Annotated in this window: 12 protein-coding genes, 5 tRNA genes and 1 riboswitch; of the genes, 2 read left to right on the top strand and 15 right to left on the bottom strand. The window is 31.9% G+C overall.

Annotation, left to right across the window (positions count from 1 at the left end; genetic code table 11):
• Positions 1–73: 73 nt before the first annotated feature.
• On the top strand, positions 74–1,414 hold the full coding sequence (locus tag CLJU_RS01305) for a M28 family metallopeptidase (protein WP_013236952.1): 1,341 nt from the start codon (positions 74–76) through the stop codon (positions 1,412–1,414).
• A 92-nt stretch (positions 1,415–1,506) separates the two neighbouring features.
• Here the strand turns inward: CLJU_RS01305 and gdhA are convergent, their stop codons facing one another.
• From gdhA to CLJU_RS01235, 14 genes are all read right to left on the bottom strand, one after another.
• A complete protein-coding gene (gdhA, locus tag CLJU_RS01300; RefSeq protein ID WP_013236951.1) occupies positions 1,507–2,853 on the bottom strand; it encodes an NADP-specific glutamate dehydrogenase in 1,347 nt (448 codons plus the stop codon).
• A 159-nt stretch (positions 2,854–3,012) separates the two neighbouring features.
• Entirely contained in the window at positions 3,013–4,251 is a 1,239-nt protein-coding gene (locus tag CLJU_RS01295; RefSeq protein ID WP_013236950.1) for an MFS transporter, read from the bottom strand.
• 79 nt (positions 4,252–4,330) lie between these two features.
• A protein-coding gene (gene prfB, locus CLJU_RS01290) for a peptide chain release factor 2 (RefSeq protein ID WP_099047006.1) occupies positions 4,331–5,438 on the bottom strand; the annotation gives its coding sequence in 2 pieces (ribosomal slippage) (positions 4,331–5,359 and positions 5,361–5,438; 1,107 coding nt in all).
• 20 nt (positions 5,439–5,458) lie between these two features.
• On the bottom strand, positions 5,459–7,972 hold the full coding sequence (secA, locus tag CLJU_RS01285; protein WP_013236948.1) for a preprotein translocase subunit SecA: 2,514 nt from the start codon (positions 7,970–7,972) through the stop codon (positions 5,459–5,461).
• A gap of 180 nt (positions 7,973–8,152) precedes the next feature.
• Positions 8,153–8,680 (bottom strand): ribosome hibernation-promoting factor, HPF/YfiA family, encoded by a 528-nt coding sequence (hpf, locus tag CLJU_RS01280; protein WP_013236947.1) that lies wholly within the window; start codon positions 8,678–8,680, stop codon positions 8,153–8,155.
• A gap of 432 nt (positions 8,681–9,112) precedes the next feature.
• On the bottom strand, positions 9,113–9,793 hold the full coding sequence (locus CLJU_RS01275; protein WP_013236946.1) for a ComF family protein: 681 nt from the start codon (positions 9,791–9,793) through the stop codon (positions 9,113–9,115).
• Positions 9,766–10,788: a hypothetical protein gene (locus CLJU_RS01270; protein ID WP_013236945.1), complete on the bottom strand. Its 1,023-nt coding sequence runs from the start codon at positions 10,786–10,788 to the stop codon at positions 9,766–9,768. The genes CLJU_RS01275 and CLJU_RS01270 overlap by 28 nt, the downstream gene beginning before the upstream one ends.
• Positions 10,772–13,009, bottom strand: coding sequence for an SF1B family DNA helicase RecD2 (recD2, locus tag CLJU_RS01265; protein WP_013236944.1), 2,238 nt, complete (start codon positions 13,007–13,009; stop codon positions 10,772–10,774). The genes CLJU_RS01270 and recD2 overlap by 17 nt, the downstream gene beginning before the upstream one ends.
• A 130-nt stretch (positions 13,010–13,139) precedes the next feature.
• Positions 13,140–14,315 carry a methionine adenosyltransferase gene (gene metK / locus CLJU_RS01260; RefSeq protein ID WP_013236943.1) on the bottom strand — a complete coding sequence of 392 codons (1,176 nt, stop codon included), beginning with the start codon at positions 14,313–14,315 and terminating at the stop codon, positions 13,140–13,142.
• Between the two features lie 170 nt (positions 14,316–14,485).
• Positions 14,486–14,585, bottom strand: a riboswitch (SAM riboswitch).
• Positions 14,586–14,664: 79 nt separating this feature from the next.
• A tRNA-Tyr gene (locus CLJU_RS01255) sits at positions 14,665–14,749 on the bottom strand.
• Positions 14,750–14,754: 5 nt separating this feature from the next.
• Positions 14,755–14,830, bottom strand: a tRNA-Thr gene (locus tag CLJU_RS01250).
• 21 nt (positions 14,831–14,851) lie between these two features.
• A tRNA-Val gene (locus CLJU_RS01245) sits at positions 14,852–14,927 on the bottom strand.
• A 9-nt stretch (positions 14,928–14,936) separates the two neighbouring features.
• Positions 14,937–15,021: transfer RNA gene (locus CLJU_RS01240), tRNA-Tyr, on the bottom strand.
• Between the two features lie 5 nt (positions 15,022–15,026).
• Positions 15,027–15,102 (bottom strand) — tRNA-Thr (locus CLJU_RS01235).
• Positions 15,103–15,351: 249 nt separating this feature from the next.
• Between CLJU_RS01235 and yyaC the strand changes: the two genes are divergently transcribed.
• A complete protein-coding gene (gene yyaC / locus CLJU_RS01230) occupies positions 15,352–15,900 on the top strand; it encodes a spore protease YyaC (protein ID WP_013236942.1) in 549 nt (182 codons plus the stop codon).
• Positions 15,901–15,991: 91 nt separating this feature from the next.
• Here the strand turns inward: yyaC and mreB are convergent, their stop codons facing one another.
• On the bottom strand, positions 15,992–17,023 hold the full coding sequence (mreB, locus tag CLJU_RS01225) for a rod shape-determining protein (RefSeq protein WP_013236940.1): 1,032 nt from the start codon (positions 17,021–17,023) through the stop codon (positions 15,992–15,994).
• Between the last annotated feature and the right edge of the window lie 81 nt (positions 17,024–17,104).

Genomic DNA, 17,104 nt, shown 5'->3' with positions numbered 1-17,104 from the left:
TATTACAACAGTTATATACACTTTGGCAAATTAATATATATTTAGAAACACTTTATTTTAGAGGTTATTATTAATGAAAAAATTTATGTTTATACTACCATTAACTATATTTTGTATTATTTGTTCGTTAAGTTTTCAATATTACTATTTTATACATCCACTAAATTCTTTAAAAGTTAAAAATACTATTTCCTATCTATCTTCAGATAATTTTAAAGGAAGGCTTACTGGGACCTTAGAAAATTATGAAACAGCGGCTTTTATAAAACATTATTTTAAATTAGAAAATTTAAGTTCTTACAATAAGGACTATCTACAATCTTTTAATGTGGTTTATCCTGAAAAAATAGATGCTGCTCCATATCTCATAGTAAAGGATAAAAATGGCTTTATAGTAAAACAGTATAAGTATGCTGCAGATTATAAGGAAGATATGCTAAATTTTAAAAATAGTATTGTATCTTTTAAAAAAGGTGATGTTATTTCACCATTAGGAAACAGCTTTCAAGTACAGACATCAAACCAATATTTTTTGTTTTATACTCCCAAAAATAATAGCTTAGATTTTAGAAGTTCCTTTATTTCAAATTCTCGGGGAAGTATGTACATTATGATAAAAGAACAAACTGCCAGAGAAATAAAAAATTATTTAAATTTAGGTTGTGAAATAAGCTGTTTTATACCTTTTCATAATAAATTGACTTCTGCTTACAACGTAATAGGATACATAAAAGGTAAAAACCCTGCTCTACCTCCACTTGTTCTATCTGCCCATTTTGATCACCTTGGCTCTGACCTTTCCGGCACAATATATAGCGGTGCCCTAGACAATGCTTCTGGTACATCTTTTTTACTTGGTCTTATAAAATATATAAATTCTATTGGGAAACCGGAAAGAAATATAGTAATTGCAGCTTTTAATGCAGAAGAATTTGGATGCCTAGGGTCAAAAAATTTTGCACAGCAATATAAAGACACCCTAAGAGGGGGAAAAGTTATAAATTTTGACATGTTAGGCAGTGATAAAAACGTTCCTCTTTCCATAATGGCTGGAAAATGGGATTCAAAAAATTCACCTTTTGTAAAAGAAATAGCACAATTATGTACTAGTAGCAAGATAAACTTTAAGTATGCTTTTGAAAATTCCAGTGATCATCAATATTTTAGAGCTTATAACATAGACGCCCTAACTTTATCAGATGCGGACACATCAAAAATACACACACCTATGGACAAATCTCAATATATAAATACAAAATCCATAGATAGGTGTTTCAATGTAGTTTCAAAAGAAATTGACAGCTATGCCTTCAATAATAATCCTTTTATTTTATACTCTAAATATTTATTAGTCATATCGTTTTGTGGAATACTTATAATGGTTAATTTATATTTGCATCAATTTTATAAATAAATCTGCTTAAAAGTTCATAATTGACAGTAGACGGTTGAAGGAGGATTTTTCTTTAAAAAAATCCTCTATAACTTCCAAGTTTCTTTGTAAACTTAAATTATGCCTTGGGCCATCATAGCCTCAGCAACTTTTAAAAATCCAGCAATATTGGCTCCTACAACTATATTTCCTTCATTTCCATATTCTTTTGCCGCGTTTTTAGAATTATTATAAATATTAATCATTATATTTTTGATCTTATTATTTACCTCTTCAAATGTCCATGAATACCTTATACTATTCTGAGACATTTCAATAGCAGAACATGCAACTCCTCCTGCATTAGCTGCCTTAGAAGGTCCAAAAAGAATCTTATTACTTAAAAATACATTTATTGCATCTAAAGTTGACGGCATATTTGCTCCTTCTGATACAGCTATAACACCATTTTCTACAAGAGCCTTAGCAGATTTCTCATTTATTTCACCTTGAGTTGCACAAGGAAGAGCTATGTCACACTTAACATTCCAAATTTCTCTAAAATCTGGTACATACTTAGCAGTAGGCACACTTTTTAGATATTCTTTTATTCTTCCCCTTCTAACTTCTTTAATTTCTTTTACTACATCTAGATTAATTCCATTTTCATCTAAAATATATCCATTAGAATCAGAACAAGTAATAACTTTAGCTCCAAGTTCAGTTGCTTTTTCAATAGCATAAATAGCCACATTTCCCGAACCTGAAACTACTACTTTTTTATCTTTGAAACTCAAATTATGATCCTTTAGCATTTCTTCAGTAAAATAAACTAATCCATATCCTGTTGCTTCTGTTCTGGCAAGACTTCCTCCATAAGTCAGTCCCTTGCCTGTCAAAGTACCCTGTTCACTTACACCTTTAAGTTTATTATAATAGCCATATAGATATCCAATTTCTCTTCCACCGACACCTATATCTCCTGCAGGTACATCTCTATTAGAACCTATGTACTTGTACAGCTCAGACATAAAAGCTTGACAAAATCTCATAACTTCGTTATCAGATTTGCCTTTTGGATCAAAATCTGAACCGCCTTTTGCTCCTCCGATAGGTAACCCTGTTAAGGAGTTCTTAAATATTTGCTCAAATCCTAAAAATTTTACGATACTTTGATTTACAGATGGATGAAATCTTAACCCACCCTTATACGGTCCTATAGCCGAATTAAATTGAATTCTAAAACCTCTGTTTACTTGAACCTCTCCATTATCATCAACCCATGGGACTCTAAAACTTATAGCTCTTTCTGGTTCAGTTAATCTTTCAAGTAATCCTGCTTTAATAAAATCAGGTCTTCTATCAAATACAGGTACTAAAGAAGTTAAAACTTCTTTTACCGCATCAAGAAATTCTTCTTCACCTAAATTTCTTTTTTGTACAGTACTTAAAACTTTTTGAACATACTCTTTGCCATCCATATTATTACTCCTTCATAAAATAATTGTAGTTATCTTTACTATTTTACTTATAATTATACCAAAATTAACATAATTCAAAAACATATTCTATCATCTTCTAAAAATTTTGTACAAGCTTGAATTACTATTTATCCATATTATCCAATATATGTAACATAATCAATTATATCTAGGTTTCCTGTTTTTTAATTCAACAAAAAATACAGTGATAATCGTAAATAGAAACATCATTAATCCACAGCTAAAGAATCCAAATTTACCACCGAATTTTTCCATAACTGCACCCACGAAAGCACTACCGAAAGGGGTGCTTCCAATATTTAAAAGGGCATATATACTCATTACCCTCCCCCTATATTCATCTTCTGTATTAAACTGCAGTGTAGCATTTGCTTTATTTAAAAAAGTAAGCCCAAAGAATCCTATACATACAAATAGCATCCCTACCAATAAATAACTACTTGTAAATAAAGTTACTATTTGTAAAATAGCCAATATAAATGAATTTATAATGAGGAAATGCTTACTTCTAAGTCCCCTGCCTATCCCTGCCATAAAAATAGCTCCTAAAAATGACCCCGCACCTGAAAGACTTAAAAAAATACTATACTCTTTCGCTCCTCCATTCATGACTTGCTTTGCAAATACAGGTATAATTACATTGCTATTAAATGCAAAAGTACATACTATAGCCATCATAAACATTACAGATAGAAGTATTTTCTTATTTATAGTATACATAATCCCACCTTTTAAATCCTGAATTAGATTGAAATTTTTGGTTCTTAATGTTGGATTACCTTTGGCCTTTATTTGAAACACACCATAGATAACAGGTATAAAACTAATTGTATTGACAAGAAAGCATTGAAATACTCCTAATTTGTTCATTATTATTCCTGCAAATGCAGGTCCAACTATACGTGATATATTAAAAACAGTTGAGTTTAAAGATATAGCATTTGGAAGATCCTTTTTTCCTACAAGTTCAATAAAGAAGGACTGCCTTGTAGGCATGTCCAAACTTGTTATAATCCCATTAATAACAGCTAATATAGCTAATATCCAATACTTACTATATCCAATATAAATAACGAAAGTCAATATAAAGGACTGTATCATATAAGAAAACTGAGTCATTAAAATAATCTTTCTTTTGGGATATCTTTCTGCTATAACACCTGCAATAAGTGTAATCAAAAGTACTGGTGCATATTGAAATACTGATATAAGTCCAAGAAGAAAAGGAGAATTAGTTATCTTATACACATACCAACTGAGTGCGGTATTTTGAATCATAGTTCCCATTAGTGACAAAAGCTGTCCTGACAAAAAATATCTAAAATCTCTATGTTTTAGGGATGAAAAGACATCCCCTACTGTACTTTTAAAACTCAAGCTAAATCCTTCTTTCAATTATACGTTAAAAATACATGCAAATAAATGCTATCAGATTGTACGCCTGATAGCACTTTATTTACTTTGCCTGCTGTCTTAAATAGGCTAATATAAAATTATCAATTTCTCCATCCATTACTGAAGACACATTCCCATTCTCTACTCCAGTTCTATGATCTTTTACAAGAGTATATGGATGGAATACATAGGATCTTATCTGGCTTCCCCATCCCATGTCCTTAAGTTCTCCTGCAAGATCTTCTATCTTTTCCTTATGTGCTCTTTCTTTAAGTTCCACAAGTTTTGATTTTAACATGAGCATTGCAGTCTCTCTATTATAATGCTGACTTCTTTCATTCTGGCACTGTACAACTATACCCGTAGGTATATGAGTTATCCTGACTGCAGATTCCGTTTTATTTACGTGCTGTCCGCCTGCACCAGAAGACCTATAGGTATCTACCCTTAAATCTTCTGGCCTTATATCTATGTCTTGGTCTTTGGTAAGTTCCGGCAAAACCTCTACAGATGCAAAAGAAGTCTGCCTTTTCCCATTAGCATTGAAAGGTGATATTCTAACCAATCTATGAATACCCTTTTCGGCTTTCAAATACCCATAAGCAAATTCCCCTATTATCCTTAATGATACACTTTTTATTCCAGCATCATCTGCAGGAAGAATATCTAAAGTCTCAACTTTATACCCAGACTTTTCTGCCCATCTGGTATACATCCTCAAAAGCATCTCCGTCCAGTCTTGGGCATCTGTGCCACCTACTCCCACATGTAAATTCAATATGGCATTGTTTTTATCATATTCTCCTGATAAAAGTATTTCTATTTTAAGTTTATCAATTATATTTTCGATATCTTCCACTTCAGATAATATATCTTTGCAGTCAGAAACGTCTTCCTCTTCTTCCGCAATATGAGCTAGAATTTCTGCATCATTTATTCTACTCTCCAACTTATTATACATATCCAGCTTTTCATTTAAAAACTTTTCCTCAGAAGTTACTTCCTGTGCCCTTTCCAAGTGATCCCAGAAATTAGGTTCCTGCATTTTCATCTGCAATTCTTCTATCCTATTCTTATAGTTACCTAGGTCAAAGAGACTCCTTTATTTTATTTAATGTTTTTTTTAATATGCTCAATTTTGATAGGGATTCTTCCAAATCAATTATCATACAACCACCTCAATGTCATCTTAGTTATTTGCAAGCTTTCCACAACAATTTTTATATTTTTTGCCGCTGCCACAAGGGCAAGGATCATTTCTTCCTACAGTTTTTTCTTTCTTTATAGGTTTTTTCTTCATTGCAGTTTCTTCACCTTGATTAGTAACTACATTCTTAGCTACTCTTTCTCTCTCAGGTGCTTTTTCAATTTGTACATGAAGAAGATACTTAACCGTATCCAATTTAATATTATATATCATTTCTTCAAACATTTCACTGCCTTCAAACTGATATGCTTGCGCTGGTTCCTGCTGCCTGTAGGCTCTAAGTCCAATAGCTCTCTTTAAGTGCTCCATATCATCTATATGATCCATCCACTTTGTATCAACAACTCTAAGTAAGATAACTCTCTCAATTTCTCTCATCTGTTCTGGAGTACACTCTTCTTCTTTTTCTTCATAAATTTTTTGACCTATATCTATATATTTCTGCTTAATTTCCTCATTAGAAAGATTTATAATATCCTCTTTCTTTATGGAATCTTTTTGTACATAAACTTCTTCCATATATTTTATTAGCTTTTCTACTTCATCTTCAAAATCTTCTTCTATACCGGATATATGAGAATCTACAATAGAAGATACTAAACTCTTTATCATATCAACCATGTATTCTCTAAGATCTTCACCTTCAAGCACTTGTGATCTCTGTTTGTATATAATTTCCCTCTGTTTATTTATTACATCGTCATATTGAAGTAAAGTTTTTCTTATATCAAAGTTATTTCCTTCTACTTTCTTCTGCGCACCTTCTATAGCATTTGTAACCATTCTACTTTCTATGGCCTCATCTTCTTTGAGACCTAATTTTTCAACTATTCCCTGAAGTCTATCTGAACCAAATATTCTCATCAGATCATCTTCTAGTGATACATAAAATCTTGACGTACCAGGATCTCCTTGACGTCCTGAACGCCCTCTAAGTTGGTTATCAATTCTCCTTGACTCATGTCTTTCAGTTCCTATTATTTTAAGTCCGCCAAGAGCAACTACATCCTTTCCTAGCTTTATATCAGTACCACGACCTGCCATATTAGTTGCTATAGTAATTGTTCCTTTTTCTCCTGCATGAGAAATTATTTCTGCTTCCATTTCATGAAACTTAGCATTTAAAACTTGATGAGGTACTCCTCTTTTCTTTAACATATCTGAAAGTAACTCAGACTTTTCTATACTTACTGTACCTACAAGTACAGGCTGGCCTTTTTTATAGGTTTCATATATTTCATCTGCTATAGCTTTAAATTTCCCTTTTGCACTTTTATAAACTACATCAGGGTAATCTGTTCTTGCTATAGGCTTATGGGTAGGTATTACTATTACATCAAGTCCGTATATTTCTCTAAATTCATTTTCCTCTGTCAGTGCAGTACCTGTCATACCTGATAATTTATTAAACATCCTAAAATAATTTTGATAAGTAATAGTTGCAAGTGTCTTTGATTCTCTCTCTACTTTTACATTTTCCTTAGCTTCTATAGCTTGATGTAACCCATCGCTGTATCTTCTGCCTTCCATCATTCTTCCTGTAAATTCATCTACAATGAGCACTTCTCCATTTTTTACCATATAATCTTTATCTCTTCTCATTATATAGTTAGCCTTCAAAGATTGAACTACATAATGCTGTATCTCCATATTCTCTGGATCCGCATAGTTTGCCAATTGAAAGAAGTTTTCAGCCTTTTTTACACCTGTATCTGTAAGTATTACCGAATTTGCCTTTTCATCTACCTCATAATCCTCTTTTTGTAAGGATTTTGCAAAGCTATCCGCAATATTATAAAATTCAGTTGATTTTTCTCCTTCACCTGAAATAATAAGAGGTGTTCTTGCTTCATCAATTAAAATAGAGTCAACCTCATCCACTATAACAAAATTAAGCCCTCTTTGTACTCTTTCTTCTTTGTAAATAACCATATTATCTCTCAAATAGTCAAATCCAAATTCACTATTAGTACCGTAAGTTATATCACAATTGTACGCTTCTTGTCTCTGGGTTTGATCTAAATCATGTAGTATTACACCTACTTTAAGTCCTAGCGCTTCATATATAGGTGCCATGGTATCTCTATCTCTTTTTGCCAGATAGTCATTTACTGTAACTATATGAACTCCTTTTCCTGTAAGTGCATTTAAATATGCAGGTGCGGTAGCAACAAGTGTTTTACCTTCACCAGTTTTCATCTCTGATATTCTTCCTTGATGGAGCACTACTCCACCTATTAACTGCTCCCTATATTGCTTTAAGCCTATAGTTCTATATCCTACCTCTCTAACAACAGCAAAAGCTTCAGGTAATATTTCATCTAAAGATTCACCCTTAGAAAGTCTATCTTTAAATTCATCTGTCTTTGCTCTAAGTTCTCCACTCGTCAATCCCTGCATTTTTGAATCTAAACTATCTATTTTATCTACTATAGGGATAACTCTTTTTACTTCCCGTTCACTATATGAACCGAATATTTTCTGAAAAAGTTTCATTATTTTCATCCTCACCATGTTAAATTTGTTTACAAAAGTATACACCTTATAAATTATATCATCTAATTATTAGGTGTTCAACTTATTAAATAATAGTTTACTTTAGTTTAATAATATGCTGTCTATTTTTAAAGTATAAAAAGAGGAAGCTTTATGCTCCCCCTTTATTGCATCTAACTTTTAAAATTCAGGCTCTATTAATCCGTAATTTCCATCCCGCCTCTTATATACTACATTTACTTCTCCATTTTCAGCATCCTGATATACAAAGAAACTATGACCTAAAAGTTCCATTTGAAGAACTGCTTCTTCAGATGACATTGGTTTTATTGCAAATTTCTTGGTTCTAACTATTTTTTGTTCTTGTTCGTCTTTTTCTGACTCATCTGGTATGCATTGAAATCTCAAAGATTCCGAATTGTTTCTTCTTAACAACTTTGTCTTTTGCTTTCTTATCTGTCTCTCTAATTTATCCACAACTAAATCAATTGAAGCATACATATCTGAATTTCCTTCTTCTCCTCTTAGTATAACTCCTCCAAAAGGAATAGTGACTTCAATTATTTGTCTAGTTTTTTGTACGCTTAATGTAGCATGCGCTACTACATCAGGGTTGAAATATTTTTCTAGCTTACATAGCTTCTTCTCCACCGCATTTTTCAATGCATCAGTTACCACGATATTTTTCCCTTTTACAGTTATTTTCATATTTCCAGCCCCTTCCTATTGTAATCCTAAACATATGTAAAGGATTAATCTATGTTTTGTTAGTTATATTTTAATACTGTTTATCATAAATTACAATAGCTATTAATGACACATTTATACTACTTTTTTATTAATACCAAAAACTAATAATAAATAATCTTTTAAAATTAATATAGCAGCCTTAAAAAAGGCTGCTATATTGCACTGTTAGTGCATTTGCAAGTTAGCTGACCTGGTCTTTGCCCCCACACTCGCCTGCTGGAACTTTCGCTACCGGGAATTAACCTCTCACTACTAATCCTCTCGTATTTTACGGCAGGACTTACTTCTAAGCCGCACCATGCTCATTAAATATTTTATCTAACTTACGTGGATCGTTTTGCCTGCGACTGGCATCGACTTTCAACCACAAACCTAACTTGACTAATAAAATTATACTCTACTTTTTGCTCCAGTCAATACGTTAATTTTTTTTGCTCCATTTTTCAAAAGTTCTGAACAGCATCCAAAAGCTGTAGCACCAGTAGTTAAAACGTCGTCTATTAACAAAATTTTTTTATTTTTTATAATTTTTTTATTGCATACCTGAAAGCTTTCTGACATATTACTCCATCTCTCTGTTTTATCCAATCCTATTTGATCCTTTGTTTCCTTTATTTTGTCTAGACAGCATATAACAGGCTTATTAGTATAACTCCCCAAACTGTTCGCCAAATATTCAGCTTGATTATATCCTCTCTTTTTCAATGCTTTCTTAGTCATAGGTACGTATGTAAAAACATCGAAATCAATGTGATTATTAGCTATAATATTTCTCATACACTTTGCTATAACATCTCCAGCTTTAAAAGAACTCTTATACTTTAATTTTATTATAAGTTCCATCATCGCTCCAGAATAATAAGCACTACTATAGCATTGAATTTTTTTATCATCATATCCAATCTCAAAACTGTCTTTACAAACTTTTATATTGCTTTCACAAGCTTCACATATGTTTCTATCATTATATATATCTTTTTTACATAGTATACATCTTTCATCTCCACAATATATAAGCCCTAGTACACAATCTAATAAAAATTTTAAATTTTTAGTAATCCCATGTTCCATGCTTCCCTATTAAAATTGCTAGTTATACTCTTTGCTTTCTCAATCTCTTCTGTCTCTATATTGGAAACCAGTATAACCTCCTCTTTTAAATCTTTTTCACCTCTTCCAACACTTCCACACAAGTAAACAAATTCTTTATAAGTAAAGTTAACATCATCTGCAAAATATACTATCAATTCTGAATTTTTTGCATTTAATGCAGTTTCTTCAAAACAGTTAGTTATTAATATTGAGTTTTTTGTCTGTAAAAACTTATAAATCAATTTCTTATTCGATTCCCCTTTAGCAAAACATACTACATCATGTGCTAAATTTTTACAATATTTATGCATATATGAAGCTACCTTGTCTATTTTATATTTGCTAGGTACATATATTATTATCTTCTTGCCTATACTTATTGACCATTTTAAATAATCGTATACCAAAAAAGGCATTTCTTTATTCATATTCAGTCTAGTAAGTATACTCCTCGGTTCAATTATTAATCCTTCATTTTTAGCAGGCAAAAATACCTTTTTACTATTTTCAACTATACTTTCTATAGAATATATTATAACTTTACTATCCTCATGAGTTAATTTGCTAATTAATTTGCATATCTCGTACTTATTGTATAATGAAAAACTACTTATATCATCATATATAACTAATTCAAACTTATCTTCCAACTTTGACGCATTTTCAAAATTACATATCTGCAATTTACAATTTGAATTACTTTTACATCCTTTTACATAGCAATAATCTGTAAAATGTGTATACTTTTTTATATTTTTTATTATATCCACATTACCCATTTTTTCATTAGTAATATAAATAATATTTTCATTTTGTCTTATGTATTTTTCAATAATCTCCAGGAAAATCTCAGTAGAATTATAAGGAACTGAGATACAGTTTAAAAAAATATCTTTAGTACCGCTCCATTTTACTATATTCTCACTTATTTTTTTTCTCTCATTAATAAGACATGATTCATTCCACAGTAGCATTTGTTTCACTCTCCATTATATCCATTATTCTATATTTTAATAACGAATACCTTTCAAAGCTTTTATTATTATTTATCATAAAGTTCAAAGCTTTCAAACTCCCAACAAGTATTACCATCTGTTTTGCTCTAGTTATAGCTGTATACAATAAATTTCTATTCATAAGCAGCGGCGGACCCATAAACATAGGTATAATAATTACTGGGAATTCACTACCTTGACTTTTATGTATGGTTATTGCATAAGATAAATCCAGCTCATCTAAGTACATACTATCATATACAACTCTTTTTTCTTCATCAAACACAACTACCACTCTATTTTTTTCTTCATCTATGTCTTCTATATATCCAAAATCGCCATTAAAAACACCCATACCACTTTCCTTGTTTTCTTCTGAAATGCCTTGCCATTTTAAAGTATAATTATTTTTAATCTGCATCACTTTATCTCCTACCCTAAAAGTCATATCTCTAAACTTTTTTTCTCTCTTATTGGGACTTTTAGGATTTAGAACTTGTTGAAGTTTTTTATTTAAATTTGATACTCCCAAAACTCCCTTTCTCATAGGAGATAGTATTTGAATATCCTCTATTTTATTCCAACTACTATTAAAACTTGGCAGCCTTTTATCTATTAATCCTACCAATGTATCTAATATATCCGAAGGATCCTGACACTTTATAAAATAAAAATCTTTATTCTTTTTATTTAAAATAGGCATCTCTCCAGAATTTATCTTATGAGCATTAACTATAATCATACTCTCTTTTGATTGCCTAAATATCTCTTTTAATCTAACTACTTTAATACACTTACTGTCTATAAAGTCTCTTAGCACATTTCCAGGTCCTACAGATGGAAGCTGCTCTGCATCCCCTACTATTATTAACCTAGTTCCCATAGAGACAGCCTTCAATAAGTTATTCATGAGCACTATATCTATCATAGAAGCCTCATCTATAATAACCACATCGCATTGTAGTGGTGATTGCTCTCCTCTTGAAAAAAATAAAGCTTCTTCATCGCTTCCCACTCCCATTTCAAGAAGCCTATGTATGGTCTTTGATTCTCGTTTTGTAGATTCTGACATTCTCTTTGCTGCCCTTCCCGTGGGAGCACCCATTAAAACTTTAAGCTTTGCCTTTTCAAATAATCTAATTATGCAATTAATTATTGTAGTTTTACCTGTTCCAGGACCTCCTGTTATTATCTCCACTCCATTTTCAATTGCCCCTCTAATAGCTTCTTTTTGAGAAACAGCAAAATTCATATTATTTTCCTTCTCAAAATCTTCTATCTCTTTATCTATATTAAAATCCATATCCTTATATTTAGTAAAAGCTAACATCAATATTTTTCTAGTTACACTCAATTCGCAATAATAATAGGTCATAGAAAATACACATACTTTATCTTCCCACTTCTCCAATTTTATTTTTCCATTTACAGAACTTTCATATATGTTTTCTTCCAGTTCTTTTTGAGTTATATGGAGTATGTCAACACCTTCTTTTATAAGGTTATCTATAGGCATATACGTATTTCCCAAGCTGCAAAACTTATTCACCAAATACCTTATTCCACTTTGTATCCTAAATGGAGAATTATTCTCTATTCCAAGGCTTCTTGCTATCTTATCTGCCGTTTTAAAACCTATACCACTTATTTCTTCTGTAAGGGTATATGGATTTTCTTTCACAATACTTATAGAATCTGCTCCAAATTTTTTATGTATTTTAACACACTGACTAGGAGTTATTCCATAAGTTTGCAGAAATATCATTATATTTCTCACTTCATTTTGTTTAGAATAGGATTCCTCTATTAAAGCTATTTTTTTTGCTCCTATACCTTCTATTTCTTTTAATCTTCCTATGTTATTATCCAATATTTGAAGGGTATTTTCACCAAACTTCTCTACTATTTTCTTTGCTGTTACTGGACCTATGCCCGATATTATTCCAGAGGCCAAATATCTCTCTATGCCAATAGTAGTACTAGGTATTATCTCTTCAGAAGCCTGAACCTTAAATTGATTCCCAAACTGAGGATGAAGAACCCATTCCCCTACAGCCTTCAAATTTTGTCCTTCAATTATATTAGGTATACATCCTACTATAGTTACTTCATCTTTATTTTCTCTTATTTTAGCAACTACATACCCATTATCTTTATTTTGAAATATTATACTTTCTACAATTCCTTGTAATTCTTGCATAGAATCTCTCCTACCCTTATTTGCAAACAAAATCATATATTTATAAATAATTATACCACATTAAACTTTGTCTTAATCCACCATACTAAAAAAGCTCTATATCATTTTACAATATAGAGCTTTTCATTATTTACATATATTTTTTTATTTCTTCAACCTTATCTAGCCTTTCCCAAGGTACATCAATATCAGTTCTTCCAAAATGTCCATAAGCCGCAACTTGCCTGTATATAGGTCTTCTAAGATTTAAATCTTTTATTATAGCAGCTGGTCTCAGATCAAATACCTTGTTTACTATATCTACTATTTTTTCTTCCGGTATATTTCCTGTACCAAAAGTATCTACAGTTATAGATACAGGCTTTGCTACACCAATGGCATAAGCAAGTTGTATTTCCAACTTATCTGCAATACCTGCAGCTACTAAATTTTTTGCTACCCATCTTGCAGCATAAGCAGCAGATCTATCAACCTTGGTTGGGTCTTTACCAGAAAAAGCACCGCCGCCATGTCTTCCATAACCACCATAGGTATCTACTATTATCTTTCTTCCTGTAAGTCCAGAATCTCCCTGGGGACCTCCAACAACAAATCTTCCTGTTGGATTTATGAAATACTTAGTTTTATAATCTAAAAACTCTCGTGGTACAACAGGTCTTATTACATTGTTTATTATATCTGTTTCAATTTGTTTTCTAGTTACCATTTCATCATGCTGAGTAGATACTACTATGGTATCAACTCTAACTGGCTTATTGTCTTCATATTCTATAGTAACTTGAGTTTTTCCATCCGGTCTTAGATAATCTAAAACTTTATCTTTTCTAACCTGTGCTAATCTCTTTGCAAGTTTGTGAGCAAGACTTATTGGCATAGGCATATATTCTGGAGTTTCATTTGTAGCAAATCCGAACATCATACCCTGATCTCCAGCACCTATAGCTTCTATGGCCTCCATTTCGCCTTCCTTAGCTTCTAAAGCTTTATCGACTCCCATAGCTATATCAGATGATTGTTCATCAATTGAACTTATTACTGAACAAGTCTGGCAGTCAAATCCATATTTAGCTCTAGTATATCCTATTTCTCTTACAGTATTTCTAACTATTTTTGAAATGTCAATATAACAATTGGTTGATATCTCACCCATAACCAAAACCATACCTGTAGTAGTTGCAGTTTCACACGCTACTCTTCCATAAGGATCTTGTTCCAGTATGGCATCTAAGATAGCATCTGAAATCTGATCACACATTTTATCTGGATGGCCTTCTGTAACTGATTCAGATGTAAATAGTTTTCTCATTTTCTATACCTCCCATGTAAAAATATACTTTTCTTACAATAAGTGAATTAATTCTATTGCATTAAATGCTAATTTAAATCCTATATTCACAATATAAACTGAAATACCTAAAGTGGCATATCAATTAAAAAAACCTCTTCGATAAGAAGAGGTTAAATAACTTAACTACTCTCTTATCTTGCAGAATACTGCAGGAATTGGCACCTTGGTGATTTTCACTGGTTGCCGGGTTTCATAGGGCCTTGTTCCCTCCGCCTCTCTTGATAAGAGCTATAATATAATTTTTTGATTTATTAAGATTATAAAATTTTTATAAAATAAAAAACACCTAAAAGTGCCTTTATATTTATGGTGGAGGAAGATGGATTCGAACCATCGAAGTCACTGACAACAGATTTACAGTCTGCCCCCTTTGGCCACTCGGGAATTCCTCCGCATTTGGTGCTGGCAGTAGGAATCGAACCCACGACCTACTGATTACAAGTCAGTTGCTCTACCTGCTGAGCCATGCCAGCTTATTCTATTATTATTCTAAATGGTGGGCACAATAGGGCTCGAACCTATGACCCTCTGCTTGTAAGGCAGATGCTCTCCCAGCTGAGCTATGCGCCCTTATATTTATGGTGGAGGAAGATGGATTCGAACCATCGAAGTCACTGACAACAGATTTACAGTCTGCCCCCTTTGGCCACTCGGGAATTCCTCCATGTTTGGTGCTGGCAGTAGGAATCGAACCCACGACCTACTGATTACAAGTCAGTTGCTCTACCTGCTGAGCCATGCCAGCTTATTTTATTACCCTACGCTCTTTAAAACAAGAACGTACTCAACGTAAATTAGTATACAGTTTTATTAACTTATTATCAAATTTAATATATGATTAAATTTTAATATTATATATATCTTTCTCCATATTTCTCTATATTTCTTTCAAAATCATATTCACTTAATTTAACTTTAATAATTTGTATAAACTCATCATATAAATTATATATAGTGTTCTTCACAAGTACATACATAAAAGAAGGTGAATATATTGAATAAAGCAAAAACTAATTATAAAGATCCCTTAGCATATTACAAGCTTGCCTATTTTTTAAAAAATTACATTAATAACGATACCATAATTGTATGCATTGGTACAGATAGATATATAGGGGACTGTCTGGGTCCCTTAGTAGGTACACTTTTAAAGTGCAAACATTTTCCTCTACCTGTCTACGGTACAATCTCAGATCCTATACATGCTTTAAACATTGAAAGCAAACTGAATAAAATAAATTTACTTCACCCGCATAAAAACATTATAGGAATAGATGCTTGCTTAGGTGATCTAGAAACTATAGGCGATATTCAAGTAAGAGACTTTCCAGTTCATCCTGGCAAAGGTGTAGGGAAATCTCTCCCGGATGTAGGGAATTCCTCAATAATAGGTATAGTTGATTCAAATAGCAGTGAAGATTTATTTAATAATTCCAGCAGCAATATACGTCTTAATTTAGTTTTAAGTATGGCTGAAGTAATACTTTATTCATTAATTCATTCATATTATTTATATTACAACAACATATTTATTGATATTTAACTATGTCTAACATTTTAGTGTATATAAGAAAATTAAAATCTAACTTATTAAAAAATACATAATACTAAATAAGTTAGATTTTTTCTTTGTTTTAATCTATTAACGTTATATCATCGCCGCTAAAAACTACTTCCATTTTGTCTAAATATTCAAGTACTTTACCTGTACCCAGTGCTACACATGATACTGGTTCTTCTGCAACATAAACAGGTACGTTAGTTACTTTTTGTATTAAATTACTCAATCCATTTAAAAGTGCACCTCCACCAGTCATAAAAATACCTTTATCAGCTATATCAGCTGATAATTCTGGTGGTGTTTTTTCCAGTACTGCACGAGTTGTATCTGCTATAGAATTTACAGTTTCTTTTAGTGCTATTCTCATTTCCGCAGAAGATACCGTTATATTTTTAGGAAGTCCTGTAATTAAATCACGACCTCTTATTTCCATACTTACTTCTTCATCTCTATCAAAAGCAGATCCTATTTTTATTTTTAAATCTTCCGAGGTTCTTTCACCAATCATCAACTTATGTTCTTTTCTCACATATTTCATTATGGCTTCATCGAACTTATCACCTGCAACTTTAATAGAAGACCTTACAACTATTCCTCCAAGTGAAATTACTGCTACATCAGTGGTTCCTCCACCTATATCTATTACCATATTTCCACTTGCCTTAGTTATATCAATACCAGCTCCTATAGCTGCTGCCAGTGGTTCTTCAATTAAAAATACCTTTTTTGCGCCTGCATTTTTAGCCGCATCAATTACAGCTCTTTTTTCAACTTCAGTAGCTTCACATGGAACGCAAACAACTATTCTTGGTGAAGATATTCTATTTTTACCACAAGCCTTGCTTATAAAATACTTCAACATTTTTTCCGTTACATCATAATCAGATATAACTCCATCTTTTAATGGACGAATGGCAACGATATTACCAGGTGTTCTACCTATCATCTGCCATGCTTCTTCTCCTACAGCTAGTACTCTATTTTTTATCTTATCTATAGCAACAACTGAAGGTTCCTTTAAAATTACCCCCCTGCCTTTAATATAAACAAGTACGGTTGCTGTACCTAGATCTATTCCCATATCTGTTCCTATGCTAAAAAACATTCCCTTTTCACTCCTAATCTCCTTTGCTTTTGAAACTAAAAGGTAAATTTATTTACCTTTATTATCATATCATATTCTAAT

The sequence above is a fragment of the Clostridium ljungdahlii DSM 13528 genome, from assembly GCF_000143685.1.
GTDB classification, from domain to species: Bacteria; Bacillota; Clostridia; order Clostridiales; family Clostridiaceae; genus Clostridium_B; species Clostridium_B ljungdahlii.
The sequence above is the reverse complement of the archived record's forward strand: the minus strand, read 5'-3'. Positions and strand labels throughout refer to the sequence as shown.

Bases quoted from the DNA above. Each gene is read 5' to 3' on its own strand.
- secA (WP_013236948.1), bottom strand. From the start codon at position 7,972: ATGAAACTTTTTCAGAAAATATTCGGTTCATATAGTGAACGGGAAGTA.
- metK (WP_013236943.1), bottom strand. From the start codon at position 14,315: ATGAGAAAACTATTTACATCTGAATCAGTTACAGAAGGCCATCCAGAT.
- recD2 (WP_013236944.1), bottom strand. From the start codon at position 13,009: ATGCAAGAATTACAAGGAATTGTAGAAAGTATAATATTTCAAAATAAA.
- CLJU_RS01305 (WP_013236952.1), top strand. From the start codon at position 74: ATGAAAAAATTTATGTTTATACTACCATTAACTATATTTTGTATTATT.
- gdhA (WP_013236951.1), bottom strand. From the start codon at position 2,853: ATGGATGGCAAAGAGTATGTTCAAAAAGTTTTAAGTACTGTACAAAAA.
- mreB (WP_013236940.1), bottom strand. From the start codon at position 17,023: ATGTTTTTTAGCATAGGAACAGATATGGGAATAGATCTAGGTACAGCA.
- CLJU_RS01270 (WP_013236945.1), bottom strand. From the start codon at position 10,788: ATGCTACTGTGGAATGAATCATGTCTTATTAATGAGAGAAAAAAAATA.
- hpf (WP_013236947.1), bottom strand. From the start codon at position 8,680: ATGAAAATAACTGTAAAAGGGAAAAATATCGTGGTAACTGATGCATTG.
- CLJU_RS01275 (WP_013236946.1), bottom strand. From the start codon at position 9,793: ATGGAACATGGGATTACTAAAAATTTAAAATTTTTATTAGATTGTGTA.